Source organism: Sphingopyxis sp., from assembly GCF_035686825.1.
GTDB lineage: Bacteria > Pseudomonadota > Alphaproteobacteria > Sphingomonadales > Sphingomonadaceae > Sphingopyxis.
Genome location: NZ_DASRYZ010000003.1, coordinates 712,407 through 727,997, shown reverse-complemented (window position 1 = coordinate 727,997; position 15,591 = coordinate 712,407). Strand labels below are relative to the sequence as shown.

Below are 15,591 nucleotides of genomic sequence, written 5' to 3'. Positions count from 1 at the left end.
TCCGCTCGCGCGCGATCGCCTACGCATAGGGCGGGGACTCTTCAAACTCGGCAAACCAGGGATAGTTGTTCGCGACGCTCGCGGCGAAGGCCGGGGGGCGCTTTTCCAGAAAGCTCGACACGCCCTCGGCCGCATCGGGGCCGCGGCCGCGCGCGAAGATCACGCGGCTGTCCCAGCGATGCGCGCTCATGGGGTGTGGGGCGCCCATCATGCGCCACAGCATATGGCGGGTGAGCGCGACCGAAACCGGAGCGCTGTCGGCGGTCATCTCGCGCGCCTTGGCGATTGCCGCATCGATCAGCTCGCCGGGCTGATGCACCGCTTGGACGAGGCCCTTGTCCAAAGCCTCGGCCGCCGAAATCAGGCGCCCCGAATAGCAGAGGTCGACCGCGTTCGCGATGCCGACGATGCGCGGCAGAAACCAGCTCGACGCGGCTTCGGGGACGAGCCCGCGCCGCGCGAAAACGAAGCCGAAACGGGCATTGTCGCTCGCGAGCCGCGCGTCCATCGGCAGTGTCATCGTCACGCCGACGCCGACCGCGGCGCCGTTGATCGCGCCGATCACCGGCTTTTTCGCGTCGAAGATCCGCATCGATACGCGGCCCCCGCCATCGCGGACAAGGTCGTGCGACCAGTCGACCGTGCCGTCGGCGGCGACGGGGCCGCCCGCCGCGCCGCCCTGCTTGTCGTAATCGAATGTCGATGCCCCCGCGCTGAGGTCCGCCCCGGCGCAATAAGCCCTGTCACCATGGCCGGTGAAGATCACGGCGCGCACGCCATCGTCGGCGTCGCATTCGTCGATCGCGGCGATGATCTCGTGCATCATCTCGACCGTGAATGCGTTCATCCGCTCGGGCCGGTGCAGGGTCAGCAGTGCTATGCCTTCATGCTTGTCGAGGCGAATCTGATCGTAAGCCATTTTTTCCCTTTCCCTGCACGCCGCAACGTCGCGCGACTCCAATATCTATGCATATTAAATTATGCATTGGACCGCTTGGCGTTTGATGGCAAGGGCGGGCGGTCAGCGCGGCAGCCGATCGCGCAGGATGATGTCGGCGGCGCGCCAGGCCATCGCCATCGTCGGGCCGTTGGTGTTGCCCGACGGGATCACCGGCATCACCGAGGTGTCGATGATCCGCAGGCCCTCGACTCCGCGGACGCGAAGCGCGGGATCGACTACCGAGGTATCGTCCTTTCCCATGCGGCAACTGCCGACGGCGTGATAGCCGCACGTCCCGAACTGGTCATAGGCATCAAGGATGGCCGCGTCGCTGTCGAACGCCGGGCCGGGCATGGTCTCTTCCGCGATCATTTGCGCGAGCGGCGCTTGCGACGCATATTCGCGCATCACGCGCACCGCGCCGACCATCGCGGCGCGGTCCTCGTCGGTCGCGCGATAGTTGGGCTTGAAGCTCGCCGCCACGTCCGGGTCGCGCGTCGCGATGTGGATGCTGCCGCGCGAGGTCGGGCGCAGCGGATAGATGACCGCGTTCATGCCGGGATGTTTTTCGAGCTGGGTGCGCTGGGTCGCCATGTCGAAGCTGAACGGCGCGATGAGCATCTGCGCGTCGGGGCGGTTGAGCCCCGGTCGCGTCTTGAACCACCCGCCGATCTCGTAGGCCGCGGCCGACATCGGCCCATCGCCGGTCAGATAATATTGCAGCGTCGCGAGCAGCAGGCGCCAGCCGCCGAAGACGCGATTTTGCGACAGCGCTTGCCTAGTCAGCTTCCATTGCATGATGATCCCGCGATGTTCGATCAGCCCCTCGCCGACTTCGGAATTATGATGGACGAGCGGGATGCCGAGCCGGGCAAGAAGGCCGGAATCGCCGACGCCCGAACGTTCGAGGATGGCGGGGCTTGCCATGGCGCCGCCGCACAATATCACTTCGTGCGCCGCGTCGATCGTCTCGCGCATATCATTATGAACCACCTCGACCCCGACGGCGCGCGTGCCGTCGAACCGGACGCGGTTGACGGTGCGTTCGGTCAGGACGGTAAGGTTGGGCCTCTTCTCCGCGGGCCGCAAGAAAGCTTGCGCCGCGCTCTGCCGCTTGCCCCTGAAAATCGTGCGCGGTGCATAGCCGATCGCGACCTCGTCGTCGGGCGCGTTGACGTCGGGCTTGTTCGCCCAGCCCATCGCTTCGCCCGCGGCGACCTGCGCTTCGCTGATGGGCAGGCGCTGCGTCGGCATCGAAATTTTGAGCGGTCCCGCATCGCCGCGCGTCTCGGCGCCGCCCAGCTCGTGATTCTCGAGCGCGCGGTAGGCCGCGCCGATATGCGTCCAGCTCCAGTCGTCGCTCGATTTCTCCGCGATGGCGTCGAAGTCGGCGGGCTGGCCGCGCACATACATCATCCCGTTGACCGATGATGAACCGCCGAGCACGCGCCCGCGCACCCAGGCTTCGGACTGGCCGGCGGTCGAGGCCTCGGGTTCGCTCATATGGACCCAGAGATGCTTCGGATCCTGCATGACCTTCGCGAGGCCCTTGGGCATCGAGATGAAGGGATGACGATCGCGCGGCCCCGCCTCGATCAGCGCGACTCTGACGTTCGGATCCTCCGACAATCGATAGGCGAGAACGCAGCCCGCGGCGCCGGCGCCGCAAATGATATAGTCGAAATCCATCCTCATATCCCTTGATTTTGGCCACTTCTGCGGCGCTCTTGCATGGTCCATAAAAAACTATTGTCATTAGGTAAAGCGTCGAATAGGCTGATGCCAACGACAAGGAGAGGATCTGCAAATGAGCGATGTTGCGGAAGTTTCACGGCCGGCACGCAAGGTCACGACGCTCGATGACCTGACGCCGAGCCAGATCGAGGCGATCCGCAAGATCCCCGCCGAGAAGGACGCGGTGGTCGTTCCTTTCGGCGCGACCCGCCCCAATGCCATCTTCACCGGCCGCGAGCGCTTCGACCTCGAACAGGAAAAAATCTTTCGCCGCTATCCGGTGCCGGTCACCGTGTCGGCGTTGCTCGAACCCGGCAGCATCGTGGCGAACGACAGCTACGGCTTTCCGATGCTCGTCTCGCGGACCCGCGACGGCACGATCAAGGCATTCGTCAACGCCTGCCAGCACAAGGGGTCGAAGCTGATCGAGGATTGCGCGGTCCACAAGCAAGGGCGCGTGACGTGCCCCTATCATGCCTGGACCTATGGTATCGACGGCAAGCTGATCGGCGTGTCGCGGAGCGAGGCCTTCGAGGGTTTCGACAAGAGCCAGCGCGGCCTCGCCGAACTCGAAGCGCGCGAATGGGGCGGCATCGTCTATGTCCAGCTCGATCGCGATATTCCTGCGGACTGGTCGCACTTGTCGGACCAGGTCGCCGAGGATTTCGACGCGCTGGGCATCCCGTCGGCGCATGTCTACGGACGCAAGACATTCGACCTCAAAGCCAATTGGAAGGTGGTGCTCGAACCCTTCCTCGAAGGCTATCATGTCCAGCGGCTTCACGCCGCGTCGATCGGCGACAAGTTTCAGGATGCGCCGAACATCGTCGACATGTTCGGGGCGAATATCCGTCAGGTGTCGGGACGCATCGGCTATGTTCCCGAAATGCTCGACGAGGATCCGTCGGCGAACGTCCACAAGCTCGTCACGCACGCCTATACGGCTTTCCCCAACTGCGTCATCGTGACGAGTCAATATTATACCAGCGTGATGCTGCTCATGCCGCGCGACGCCGATCGCACGACGGTCGAATATTTCATGCTGACCCCCGAAGCGGCGGCGACCCCGAAGGCGGAGGAGGTGTTCGCGCGCTCCTACGAGCTTATTCTCGGCGTTTTCGGCGGCGAGGATTTTCGCGCCGCCGAAATCAGCCAGCAGGGTCTGAATGCCGGGGTTCCCGAGGAGACCGTCTATTGCGGGCTCGAGACAAATATCGTGCGTTATTATGAGGCGATCGAAGCGCTTCTTTGATCGGTTGACCGGCAAAAGACCGGATGGAGAGGACTGAATGGCGCAGACTTTGTCCGGCGCGTTAGCCTGGTGGGCGCGGATGCGGCCCGAACAGCCCGCCGTGGTGCTCGGCGGCGACCGGCTGGGTTACGGCGATTACAAGACGTGGTCCGATCGGGTCGCCGCGATGCTCGAGGCCGACGGGCTGCAGCCGGGCGACCGCGTCGCGATCTGCTCGACCAACAGCCTGGCCTATTGCGCGTTGCTTATGGGTATCATCCGTGCCGGGGGGATCGCCAACCCGGTCAATTTCCGCTTCACGCCGCGCGAGATCCGTGAACTGTGCGAGACGAGCGAGCCGCGCTTCACCTTCGTCGCGCCCGATTTCGAGGCGAATGTCATCGCCGCAGGCCTGACCCCGCGCGCGATGGCCGAGATCGAAGCGTTGCGCGATGGCGAGCCGGCGACGGTCCGCCATGACCCCGATCCCGACACGCCGGTCGTCATCATCGCGACGAGCGGTTCGACGGCAAAGCCCAAGGGCGTCGTCTTCACCAACCGCTCGATGACCGCCTATGCCGCCAACTGGGCGGTTGAGGAAACCGCCTCCTCGCCCGGCGCGCGGGTTATCAGCCTCGCGCCGCTCAACACTTCCGCGGGTTTCGTCCAGCTGATGCATTATACGGTTCAGGGCTGCACGATCTTCATGGAGCCGGTCTTCGCGCCCGACGCGATCCTGCAGTTGCTGCAGGACGAACAGATCAATTGCTTCGGCGCGGTCCCGACCTTCTTCGAGGCGATCGCGCGCTGCCCCGGTTTCGCCGATGCCGACCTGTCGTCGATCCGCCTCGCGACGGCGGGCGGCGCGCGCGTAAGCCGCCAGTTGCTCGACGCCTACAAGGCGAAGGGCGTGACGATCCGCCAGATTTACGGCCAGACCGAAATCGGTGGCAACGCGACGATGATGCCCGAACATCTGGCGATGGACGAGCCCGAGAAATGCGGCTGGGGATGCGTGTTCATGGATCTGCGCGTCGTCCGTCCCGACGGCAGCGACTGCGAACCCGGCGAACCCGGCGAAATCGTCATGCGCTCGCCCGGGATGATGCAGGGCTATTGGCGCAATCCCGAGGAGACCGCGAAGGTCATCAGGGACGGCTGGCTCTGGTCGGGCGACATCGGGACGCTCGACGAGCGCGGCCTCCTGACATTCGTCGACCGGATGAAGGATCTGATCATTTCGGGCGGCCTCAATATCTCGGCCGCCGAGGTCGAGCGCGTGGTGTGCGAGTTTCCGGGCGTGGTCGAAGCGCTGGCGATCGCCGCTCCCGACGAGAAGTTCGGCGAGACGCCCTTCGTCGTTTACCACGGCGCGGCTGAGGTCGACGTCCGGGCGCTGATCGACCACTGCAACGTCAACCTCTCCAACTACAAGGTGCCGCGCTACGTCGCCTTTTCGGCCGACCCGCTGCCGCGTCTCGCCACCGGCAAATTGTCCAAACCCGCGGTGCGCGTGCTTTATGCCGGCGCGCACGAGACGATGGAGCGCGTGCGATGAGGAGCAGAAGATGACCGCACTCGGGCTCGCCGCGACGCCGGTGCCGCCGCATGTTCCGGCGCATCTCGTCTTCGATTTCGACATCTATGCCGATCCGCGCATCGGCGAGGATGTGCAGGGCACTTACGCTACGGCATTGTCGGACGCGCCCGATATCTTCTGGACGCGGCTCAACGGCGGGCACTGGATCGTCAAGAGCTTCGACGCGATCAGCCAGGTCGTGCTCGACCCCGAGCATTTCTCGGTGCGCGAGATGCAGATCCCGCGCGTCGAGAACCCGCCTTTCTTCATTCCGCTGAGCCTCGATCCGCCCGAGAACCTGCCCTACCGCCGCGCGATGATGCCGATGTTCGGCCCCGCCGCGATCAAGGCGCTCGAACCGCGCATTCGCGAATGGGCGGTCGAACTGGTCGATGCGATCGCGGACAAGGGCGCGTGCGATTTTCAGGGCGATGTGTCGAAGGTGTTTCCGGTCAGCGTCTTCATGGAACTGATGGGGATGGACCTCGCGCGGCTCCAGGATTTTCGTTCGCTCGCCGAGGCGTTTTTCTCGGCCCAGAATGACGAGGCCGAGATGGGGCGGCTCAGCGCCGCGATTCTCGGCGAGATGAAGGCGCTGATCGAGGCGAAGAAGGCGGCGCCCGACGACAAGCTGATGTCGCATTTCATCACCGTCGATATCGATGGTCGCCGGATGAGTGACGATGAAATTCTCGCGATGAGCTTCGTGCTCTTTCTCGGCGGCATGGACACGGTCACCAACGTCACCGGCTTCGCGTTCCAGCAATTGGCGCAGATGCCCGAGGTGCAGGCCCGGCTCGCGGCCGATCCGTCGCTGATCCCCGCCTTCGCCGACGAGGCGGTGCGGCTCTACGGCGTCGTCAACACGCCGCGGTTGGTGGTTCGGAATCAGGAGATCGGCGAGGCGAAGTTTCGCGAGGGCGAAATGCTCCTCAACATCCTCTGCCTCGGCAGCCGCGACCCGGCGAAGTTCGAGGCCCCGAACCTGTTCGATCTCGATCGCCGGAAGACCGCCCACCTGACTTTCTCGTCGGGGCCGCATCTGTGCGTCGGCCATGTTCTCGGGCGCGCCGAGCTGCGTATCCTGACCGAGGAATGGGTGAAGCGCATCCCGGCGTTCCGGGCGGTTCCCGGCGAAAAGCACGGTTTTCGCATCGGGACGGTGATGGCGCTCGAATCGCTGCCGATCGAATGGGACGTCGCCGGTTGATCTAGCCGATCTGGTCGAGCGGCTTGCCGATCGTTTCGGTCGCCAGCCGCTGGCGGACGCCGACGAGGAACATGCGCAAAGATTCGACGAACAATTCCTCGTCGCCGAAGGGGTTGTCGGCCACCGCCTTGGCAAAGCTCGGATATCTTGCGGCATCGACGGCCGGCATCGGGGGAATGCCGCGTACCTCGGCCGACGCCTGGAAGAGCGCGGTGCCGAAGGTATATTTCTCGATCGCGTCGATTACCGTCAGGTGGATCGCTGTCGGGTAGGGTTCCTCGGCCGCGGCGCGCTCATAGGCGGCGAGCAGGAGGTGGCGCGGAAAATAGCGCAGGATGAGCGGCGCCGCATTGGGATGCTTGAGGAGTGTGCGGCGGGTGACGACGCAGCGCGCGATAATCTGCTCCTCGAACGACTGGGTCGCATCGTTCACGGTCGGCATGCGCACGAGCATCATGCGCGCAACTTCCTGCAGCAGCTCCGACTTGTCCTTGAAATGATGGTAGAGCGAAGGCGGCCGCACGCCGAGTTTGCGTGCGACAAGGCTGAGGCTCAATTCCTCGAGCCCGACTTCGTCGATGACTTCCAGTGCGGCTTCGGCCGCATTGGAGCGCGATATCAGCGGTTTGGACGGTCTTGCCAAATGTCGATCTCTCCTTGCCCGTCGCTCTTGGCAGCGCCGAACGGCGAGGGCCAGCGCAAAAATCGGCCGGGTTCGTGCGGCGCGTTCAATCTATTGACGTTAGATAAGCGCGAAGCCATTGTCGAGAGCGAGGAGAGCCATGCGATGACCAACCGCCTGCAACGCAAAACTTTTGTATCGCCCGACGGGGTCAGACTGGTCGGCGATCACGGCGGCCCGATCGACGCACCATGCGCGGTGCTGATGCACGGCGGCGGGCAGACGCGCCACAGCTGGAGCCGCGCGGTCGAGCGGCTGCTCGACGCCGGACTGCAGGTGATCAATTTCGACGCGCGCGGGCATGGCGACAGCGACTGGTCGCCCGGCGGCGCCTATGCGCTGACCGATCGCGCGGCGGATCTCGCCGCAGTGACGGCGGATCTCCGCGTCCCCTTTATCCTGATCGGCGCCTCGCTCGGCGGGGCAACCTCGATCGAGGCGGTCCATGAGGGATTGCGGCCCGCGGGCGTCGTCCTCGTCGATATCGTGCCCGCGCCCGACCCGCGCGGCATCGAACGCATCGTCGGCTTCATGCACGGGCATCAGGGTGGTTTCGCGAGCGTGGACGAGGCCGCGGCGGCGGTCGCGGCCTATAATCCGCAGCGCGAACGGCCGAGCGACACGCGCGGGCTGATGAAGAATTTGCGTCCGCGCGATGACGGGCGCCTCTATTGGCATTGGGATCCGCGCATCCTAGAGACCGCGCCGGCGATCCACCATGCCGCCGTCGCGCGCGCGGCCGACACGCTCGCGGCCTTGACCGACATTCCGGTTCTGCTCGTGCGCGGCCTGTCGAGCGACGTCGTGAGCGAGGCGGGGGTCGATGCGTTCAGGCGGCAGATGCCGCGGCTCGAAATCCTCGACGTGCTCGGCGCCGGACATATGGTCGCGGGCGACCGCAATGATGCGTTCAATGACGGAGTGATCGCCTTCGCCCGGCGGCTTTTGGCGTCCGATCCTCTCTCGTCATTCACATCTATCAATTTGAAATAAATATCAAAATTACCGTCTCTGCGAAAACCTTATGACGTTAAATTTGCGATTGACTTTAAATCTAATGACTGTAGGTTAATCCTCAAGGCCGCAGATAATGGCCTGATCTTTGGGAGGAGACGGTCATGGATCGCAACGTTACGCGTCCGGCAATTCGCTACGCTTGCCTGGCATCGGTCATAGCCCTCGCAGCGGTAGCGCCGCCCGCCTTCGCCCAGACCGATCCGGCTCCGCCGCCGCCCGCCGACGAGGCCGCGACCGGCAGCATGGCCGATAGCGAGATTATCGTCACCGCCCGCCGCCGCGACGAGCGCCTTATCGACGCGCCGGTGGCGATCACCGCGCTCGGCGGCGCCGCGCTCGACAATTATGCGGTCACCGAATTCAACGATATCGCCCAGCTCGTGCCGACGATGGTGGCGGGCAAGGCGGCATCGGGTTCGTCGGCGAGCATCTTTCTGCGCGGCGTCGGGTCGACCGCGCTCAGCGCCGGTTTCGACCAGTCGGTGTCCTTCGTCGTCGATGGCATGCCGATGAGCCGCGGCCGCGAGATCGGCCTCAGCCAATATGACGTCCAGCGCGTCGAGGTGCTCAAGGGACCGCAGGCGCTCTTCTTTGGCAAGAATGCCACCGCGGGCCTGATCTCGGTCACCACCAACAACCCGCGCGACATATTCGAAGCCGGGCTCAAGGTCGGCTATGGCTTCGAGGCGCAGGAGAAATATGGGGAGGGCTATATTTCGGGGCCGCTCGCCGACGGGCTGCGCGCGCGCCTGGCGTTCCGCATTTCGGACAGCGAGGGCGCCTTCACCAACACGGCCGCGGAAACCTATATCGATCCGTTCGGCCTCGAACGTCATCGCAACAGCAAGAACCGCGGTTATGGGCGGACCTACAGCGGCCGCGCGACGATCGAATGGGACGCGGCCGACAATCTGACCTTTCAGGTCAAGAGCGGCTACACCGATCAGAAGGATGGCGGCCCGACCGACATCATCGAACGCATCTGCGGCGGCGGCCGCACCGTGCCCTTCGCCGCGAACGGCATCCCGCCGAGCCCCAACGCCGATTGCGTCATCGACGGCCGCTCGGACAGCTCGACGATCCCGATCGAGGTGGCGCAGCTCGATTATCGCTATGCCGGCGACGGGCGCATGTATTCACGGCTGAAATCGGGCTTCGGCATCCTGACCGCGACGCTGACCAGCGACGTGTTCGACGTCACCTCGATCACCTCCTATTATCGCTTCAAGCAGAACGACCTCAACAATGTGTCGGGCGAGGCCTATCCGGCCACCTTCTCGCAGCTCGCCGACTATCGTCAGACGTCGGAGGAACTGCGGTTCCAGTCGAAGTGGGACGGGCCGGTCAATGCGCTGTTCGGGCTGTTCGTCTCGAGCAACAAGTTCATCTTCAACACCGACGCCTATATCTTCCCCTTGCCGGCCGTCGCGGCGGGCACGACCTATGTGACCTTCAAGCGCGACAACGGCTTTTCGGGCAGTTCGATGTCGGCCTTCGGCGAAGTGACGGCGAATCTGACCGACAGTCTTGAACTCGCAGGGGGCGCGCGCTGGAGTTACGAATCGCGCGACAGCTTCCAGGAGTCGCTTGCGGCCAATCCGGCCTTTGCAGCAGCCTTTCCGGGCGGACTGCGCCTCGACGATCGCTATCGCGAAACCGATGTGTCGCCGCAGGTGACGCTGCGTTACAAGCCGTCGCGCGACCTGACTTTCTATGCCGCCTACAAGGAAGGCTTCAAGTCGGGCGGGTTCAATATCTCGCAAACGCTGACCCCCGCCGCGACGGTCGCGGCCGGCGAGTTCGGCGCCGAGCGCGCCCGCGGCGGCGAAGTCGGCGCGCGCGCGATCCTGATGGGCGGCGCGCTGTCGCTCAATGCCACGGCCTATTATTATGATTATCTCGACCTGCAGGTGCAGAATTTCGATCCCGTGACGATCGGACAGGTGGTGGCGAACGCGGGCACGCTGCGGGTCAAGGGCATCGAGGGCGATTTCAACTGGCGCTCGGGCGGCTTCTCGCTTCGCGGCGCGGCGGCCTATAATGATGCGACCTACAAGGATTATGTCGGCCAATGCTATGGCGGTCAGACGATCGCGCTGGGTTGTAACCTGCTCGCGCCGGCACCCGGAGCGGCCTTTACCAGCCAGGATTATGACGGGCTGACGCCGCCCAAGGCGCCGCGCTTCGCCGGCCGCCTCGGCGCAAGCTATGAGGTCGAGCTGTCGGGATCGGGCCTGCGGCTCGAGGCGAGCGGCGACATGAGCTATTCGTCGAAGTATAATTTCTCGGACACGCTGCGTCCCGACGCGGTCCAGCCGAGCTTCACCAAGTTCGACGCCTCGCTGCGGCTGAAGGGCCCCGAGGATCGCTGGACCCTGGCGCTGATCGGCCGCAACCTCAGCAACAAATATGTCGTGACCGGCGGGTCGGAAATCCCGTTCACCGGGGGGACCGGCACGGGGACCGCTGGGCCGGGCGTGCTCAGCGACCTGTCGGCCTTCGTCGACAATCCGCGCGAGTTCTACATCGAAGCGTCCGTGAAATTCTGATGGGCGGTCGCGTTTCGCGCGGCACCGTCACCATGCGTTTCGGGGCAGTGCTGGCCTTGTCCGGCATCGTCGCGGGGCCGGCGACCGGCGCGCCATCCGATGTCGGCGACGGAGGCGTTCCGGCCTTTTATGCATGGCCGGGGGCGCTACCCGGCGAGGCCGGCGTCGTGCTGACCGAGGCGCCGCTGCCCGACGCATTTTCCGTCCCGGCGGCCGGAAAGGCGGTGCGCATCCTCTATACCGCGCGCGACGGCGTCGACGACAAGGGCGTCGTGCCGGTGTCGGCGGCGGTCTTCCTGCCGCGCGGCGCGCCGCCGGCGGGCGGCTGGCCGGTGATGGCCTGGGCGCACGGCACCACCGGCATCGCCGACATCTGCGCGCCGTCGGCCCGCCCGCGCGGCGAGCGCGACAGCCGTTATATTACAAGCTGGCTCGAAGCGGGTTTTGCAGTGGTCGCGAGCGACTATCAGGGGCTGGGTACGCCGGGCATCCACCCCTATTCCAACTATCGCGCCAGTTCGTACAGCGTCCTCGACAGCGCCCGCGCGGTCATCGGCGATGCGCGCTATGGCGCGGCGAATGCGGTCGTTCTGGCCGGTCAGTCGCAGGGAGCGGGCGTGGTCGTTGCGGCGGCGGGTTATGCCCCCACCTACGCGCCAGAACTGAAATTGCGCGGCGTCGTCGCGACCGGCGCGCCAAATCTGTCGCGCGAAGCAATCGAGAGCGGGCTCGCGTCGAGCGCGACCGATGTGATGGTCACCGGCGCCTATGCGATGATCGGTTACGAACTGACGCGCACGCACGCCGAACTCGACGCCGATACGGTGTTCACCGAAGCTGGGCTGGAGATCGAAGCGATGGTCGGCTCGGCGTGCCTGCCCGATCTCATGAAAGCGGCGGCGGCGCGGGAGCTCGATCCGCCGAAAGCCTTCCGGCCGGGGATGCTGAAGCGGCTCTGGGATACCGACGTCGATCTGCGCTCCTTCCCGACGCTCGACCTTGCGGCACCGGTATTTTTCGGGATCGGCGCAACGGACACGGCCGCGCTGCCGATGACGACGCTGACCCTCGTCAACGACCTCTGCAGCCGCGGCAATGTCGTCGAGGCGCATATCTACAAGGACAAGGACCATTCGGGCGTCGTGAATGCCGCCGCGCCCGACGCGATCCGTTTTGCCAAGGCGGTGCTCGAAGGCCGGCCCATTTCGGCGACCTGCAGGCCCTAGCCGGATCAGCGCCCCTCGTTCGCGACACGGCGGTGCGCGGTCATCGCGAGCAGGATCAGCCCGACGGTCAGTGGCAGCATGACGAGCGCGAGCACCGAAAGGCTCTGGCGCAGCGCGTCGTCGCCGGTGAACACCGCATCGGACATCCACGCCGACAGCGCCGGGCCGCAGGTCAGTCCGACGAGATTGCCGACGAGGACGTAGAGCGAGGTGATCTTGGCGCGCATGCGCGGCGGGGCGATGTGCTGGATGATCAGCACCGCGAGGCCGCCGGCGGCGCCATAGCCGAAGGTGGCGATGGCGATGACCGCGATCGCGCCGTTGACGTCCCCGGTCAGAAGGAAGGCGGCGACCGCCGCATGGCCGATGCCGAGACCGACGGCGAGTGCGAGAACGGCCAGTTCGGCACGGTCGCGCTTCGTCGCCCAGGCGCTGATCGCAGGCCAGAAAAAGGCGGCGATGGCGGCCGCGACGACCCCGACGAAGCCGAAGATCGCGCCGGCATCGGCGACGCTCTGCCCATAGCTGCGCGTCAGCATCGTCGCTGTCCACGCGATGAAGCTGTAGCTGGCGAGCGCCGATACCCCGAAGCTGAGATAGAAGGGCAGGTAGAAGCGCCAGTGGCGGCGGAGGTAGGCGAAGGCGACCCCGACGCTGGTCTGGTCGGCCTGGCCGGGTTCCTCGACGCGGTCGGGTTCGGCGACGCTCAGCAGCCATAGCGGGCCGAGGATGAGGCCGGGCACGCCGACGATGACGAGCGTCAGCCGCCAGGGGCTGAGCCCGAGATCGGGCGAGAACATGGTCGCCAGTTCGAAGGCCCACGCACCGATCAGGAAGGCGCCCGACGCCATCAACGTCGACACCGCCATGAACAGGCCGATCGGCAATGCGCGCTTCTCGGGCGGGAAGAGGTCGGCGACGATCGACACCGTCGCAGGAACAAGCACCGCCTCGCCGATCGCCACGCCGGCGCGCGTGACGAGCAGTATCTCGAAATTGGGGGCGAAACCCGAGGCGACGGTCGACAGGCTCCAGATGATCACGCCGATGCCGACGATGCGCACGCGCGTCCCGCGGTCGATCAGATAGGCGACGGGAACGCCCGACAGCGCATAGAGCAGCCCGAAGCCGAGCCCGATCAGCAGCCCGATCGCGGTCGCATCGATGCCCATATCCTTGATGATCGGATCGGCAAGCAGCGCGATGATATAGCGGTCGAGATAGGACAAAGCCGCGATCAGGCAGAGTAGCCCGGCGACATACCAGGCGCGGCGCAGCGACGGCCATGGCGTGGCCGTCATGCCGCGGAAATCTCGACCGGGAAACCTTCGAGCCAGCTCATGCCCGATACCTGTTCGGCCTGGTCGGGCGTCGCGGGGGTGATGGAGTTGAGGTTCGCGCCCGGCTTCGCGTTGGCGATCCGCCAGGCGCCGCGATGCCCCCAGCCGTGCGGATAGGCGACGCATCCCGCGCGCACTTCGTCGGTCACTTCGGCCACGACCTCGATCGCGCCCCATTGGCTCGAAAGCCTGACCGCCATCCCGTCGTCGATCTGCCGCGCCGCCGCATCCGACGGGTTGATCAGCAGGCGCGGTTCGTCGGACCGGACGAGTTTGTCGACATTGTGCATCCAGCTGTTGATCGATCGCAGCTTGCGCAGGTTGATGAGCCGCAGCGCGTTCGGATCGGGTGCGGGCTCGGCGCGAAGCCGGAGGGCCTCTTCGCCCGCAATATCGTCCCACAGGTGGATCTTGCCGTCGGGATGGCCGATCCTTTTCTCGAAGTCGAACGCCCAGCGGCCGCGCTCGATCATTACGCCGTGCGGATTTTCCTTGAGCTTCGCGAGCGAAAGGCCATCCCGCCCCTCGATCCCCGCTTGCAGCGCCCCGTCGGCCATCTCGAACGGAGTCATGTTGCCGAAGGCATCGGCGCGTCCCATGCGCGCCGCGAGGTCGCGCAATATCTCATATTCGCCGCGCGCCTCGCCCGTCGGCGCGATGACTGCGGGGGCGTATTGCGCGAAGGGGCGCACCATATGGTTCATAAAGAACTGGTTGATGTCCTCGCGCTCGAGCGCGGTGGTTGCGGGCAGGATATAATGGGCGTGGCGTGACGTCTCGGTCATATAGAGGTCGACCGACACCATCAGGTCGAGTGTCGCGAAACCTTCGGGCAGGCGCGGACCGCCGGGCATCGACAGCACCGGATTGGCACCGACGGTCAGCAGCGTCCTGATCCGGCCCTCGCCCGGCGTCGTCATTTCCTCGAGGAAAGTCAGGCTCGATTGGGTGCCCCAGACCGAGGCCTGGCCGCTGACGCGCGAGCTGTGGCGCTTGTGCCGCGCCTGACCAGGACCCTTTGACTGGGCGTCGGTCGCGGTGCCGCCATGGCCCCAGCCGACCCCGCCGGGCTTGTGGAACTTGCCGCCGACGACGTTGAGCAGATGGAGGAAATAGTTGGTCAGCGTCGAATAGCTCGCGCGGCAGATGCCGATGCGCCCCATCGCGGCGGCGCGCGGCGCGGCGACGAAATCGCGCGCGAGCGTGCGAATGTCGCCGGCTTCGATGCCGCAGCGCGGGGCGGCGCGTTCGGGGGTGATCCAGTCGATCGCGGCCCGAAGCTCGGCAAAGCCGGTGCAATGGCGTTCGATGAAGTCCGTGTCGGCCAGCCCTTCGGCGAGGACGGTCTGCACCATCGCGCCGAGCAGCCAGACGTCGCCGGCGGGGATGATCGAGACATGTTCGAACTTGCGCGCGGTCTCGCTGCGGCGCGGGTCGACGACGATCACCCGGCCGCGCTCGGCGATCTCGACCAGATCTTCCTTGAAGCGCGGGGCGATGAGCAGCGAGCCGTGACTGACGAGGGGGTTCGAGCCGAAGATCAGCAGATGGTCGCACTGTGCGAGGTCGGGGAAGACGAAGCCGTGGGTGCCGAAGATCAGTTCCGTCGCGAGCACGACGGACGTGATGTCCTCCGACGACGGGGTGAACAGCTTGGTGCACTCCATCGCACGGCTGAACAGATAAGTGCCCATCGAACTGGGCCAACCCATGCTCGGCGGGTTGCCGCTGTTCATCGCGAAGCTTTGCGTGCCGTGCTGGACGACCGAAGCGGACAGGCGCGCCGCGATATCGCCCAGTGCTTCGTCCCAGCCGACCGGCACGAACTCGCCGGGTCCGCCAACGCGCTTCAGCGGCGTCGTGACGCGGTCGGGGTCATAGGTAACGTCGGCCAGCGCCGGACCCTTGACGCAGATATGGCCGCGCGAATGCGGATTGTCGCGGTCGGGACGGATCTTGACGATCTTGCCGTCCGCGACCGTCGCGACCATGCCGCACAGCGCCTCGCACACGCGGCAATAGGTCACATGGTCGCCGTCGGCGCCGGGGATGGTGGTAAAGGCCATGTGCCGCTCCCTTCCTT

The 15,591-nt window shown here is 65.5% G+C and carries 11 protein-coding genes; 6 read left to right on the top strand and 5 right to left on the bottom strand.

Annotation, left to right across the window (positions count from 1 at the left end):
• Positions 1-19: 19 nt before the first annotated feature.
• Positions 20-919 carry a crotonase/enoyl-CoA hydratase family protein gene (locus VFG17_RS08070; protein ID WP_325028942.1) on the bottom strand — a complete coding sequence of 300 codons (900 nt, stop codon included), beginning with the start codon at positions 917-919 and terminating at the stop codon, positions 20-22.
• A gap of 102 nt (positions 920-1,021) precedes the next feature.
• A complete protein-coding gene (locus tag VFG17_RS08065; RefSeq protein WP_325028941.1) occupies positions 1,022-2,629 on the bottom strand; it encodes a GMC family oxidoreductase in 1,608 nt (535 codons plus the stop codon).
• A gap of 118 nt (positions 2,630-2,747) precedes the next feature.
• Here VFG17_RS08065 and VFG17_RS08060 point away from each other — a divergent pair, with 118 nt between their 5' ends.
• Genes VFG17_RS08060 through VFG17_RS08050 form a run of 3 tightly spaced genes read left to right on the top strand, consistent with a single transcriptional unit; the run spans position 2,748 to position 6,694 of the window.
• The gene (locus VFG17_RS08060) at positions 2,748-3,926 is read left to right on the top strand and encodes an aromatic ring-hydroxylating dioxygenase subunit alpha (protein WP_325028940.1); all 1,179 of its coding nucleotides are present in this window, start codon (positions 2,748-2,750) and stop codon (positions 3,924-3,926) included.
• 37 nt (positions 3,927-3,963) lie between these two features.
• Entirely contained in the window at positions 3,964-5,463 is a 1,500-nt protein-coding gene (locus VFG17_RS08055) for a class I adenylate-forming enzyme family protein (RefSeq protein ID WP_325028939.1), read from the top strand.
• Positions 5,464-5,473: 10 nt separating this feature from the next.
• A complete protein-coding gene (locus VFG17_RS08050; RefSeq protein WP_325028938.1) occupies positions 5,474-6,694 on the top strand; it encodes a cytochrome P450 in 1,221 nt (406 codons plus the stop codon).
• Between the two features lies 1 nt (position 6,695).
• On the opposite strand, the gene VFG17_RS08045 is transcribed toward VFG17_RS08050, so the two are convergent.
• Positions 6,696-7,337 (bottom strand): TetR/AcrR family transcriptional regulator, encoded by a 642-nt coding sequence (locus VFG17_RS08045; protein WP_325028937.1) that lies wholly within the window; start codon positions 7,335-7,337, stop codon positions 6,696-6,698.
• 144 nt (positions 7,338-7,481) lie between these two features.
• On the opposite strand from VFG17_RS08045, the gene VFG17_RS08040 reads away from it, so the two are divergent.
• From VFG17_RS08040 to VFG17_RS08030, 3 genes are all read left to right on the top strand, one after another.
• A complete protein-coding gene (locus VFG17_RS08040; protein WP_325028936.1) occupies positions 7,482-8,369 on the top strand; it encodes an alpha/beta hydrolase in 888 nt (295 codons plus the stop codon).
• A gap of 125 nt (positions 8,370-8,494) precedes the next feature.
• Positions 8,495-10,942, top strand: coding sequence for a TonB-dependent receptor (locus VFG17_RS08035; RefSeq protein ID WP_325028935.1), 2,448 nt, complete (start codon positions 8,495-8,497; stop codon positions 10,940-10,942).
• Complete coding sequence (locus VFG17_RS08030) at positions 10,942-12,168, top strand: lipase family protein (protein WP_325028934.1); 1,227 nt, start codon at positions 10,942-10,944, stop codon at positions 12,166-12,168. The genes VFG17_RS08035 and VFG17_RS08030 overlap by 1 nt, the downstream gene beginning before the upstream one ends.
• 5 nt (positions 12,169-12,173) lie before the next feature.
• Here VFG17_RS08030 and VFG17_RS08025 read toward each other — a convergent pair whose 3' ends face one another.
• Both VFG17_RS08025 and VFG17_RS08020 read right to left on the bottom strand, forming a co-directional pair.
• Complete coding sequence (locus VFG17_RS08025; protein ID WP_325028933.1) at positions 12,174-13,469, bottom strand: MFS transporter; 1,296 nt, start codon at positions 13,467-13,469, stop codon at positions 12,174-12,176.
• A complete protein-coding gene (locus VFG17_RS08020; RefSeq protein WP_325028932.1) occupies positions 13,466-15,574 on the bottom strand; it encodes a molybdopterin-containing oxidoreductase family protein in 2,109 nt (702 codons plus the stop codon). Before VFG17_RS08020 ends, VFG17_RS08025 begins: the two co-directional genes overlap by 4 nt.
• Positions 15,575-15,591: the final 17 nt, after the last annotated feature.

Excerpts from the sequence above, each read along its gene's own strand:
- VFG17_RS08060 (WP_325028940.1), top strand. The coding sequence starts at position 2,748 with ATGAGCGATGTTGCGGAAGTTTCACGGCCGGCACGCAAGGTCACGACG.
- VFG17_RS08065 (WP_325028941.1), bottom strand. The coding sequence starts at position 2,629 with ATGGATTTCGACTATATCATTTGCGGCGCCGGCGCCGCGGGCTGCGTT.
- VFG17_RS08025 (WP_325028933.1), bottom strand. The coding sequence starts at position 13,469 with ATGACGGCCACGCCATGGCCGTCGCTGCGCCGCGCCTGGTATGTCGCC.
- VFG17_RS08020 (WP_325028932.1), bottom strand. The coding sequence starts at position 15,574 with ATGGCCTTTACCACCATCCCCGGCGCCGACGGCGACCATGTGACCTAT.
- VFG17_RS08070 (WP_325028942.1), bottom strand. The coding sequence starts at position 919 with ATGGCTTACGATCAGATTCGCCTCGACAAGCATGAAGGCATAGCACTG.
- VFG17_RS08035 (WP_325028935.1), top strand. The coding sequence starts at position 8,495 with ATGGATCGCAACGTTACGCGTCCGGCAATTCGCTACGCTTGCCTGGCA.
- VFG17_RS08055 (WP_325028939.1), top strand. The coding sequence starts at position 3,964 with ATGGCGCAGACTTTGTCCGGCGCGTTAGCCTGGTGGGCGCGGATGCGG.
- VFG17_RS08030 (WP_325028934.1), top strand. The coding sequence starts at position 10,942 with ATGGGCGGTCGCGTTTCGCGCGGCACCGTCACCATGCGTTTCGGGGCA.
- VFG17_RS08040 (WP_325028936.1), top strand. The coding sequence starts at position 7,482 with ATGACCAACCGCCTGCAACGCAAAACTTTTGTATCGCCCGACGGGGTC.
- VFG17_RS08050 (WP_325028938.1), top strand. The coding sequence starts at position 5,474 with ATGACCGCACTCGGGCTCGCCGCGACGCCGGTGCCGCCGCATGTTCCG.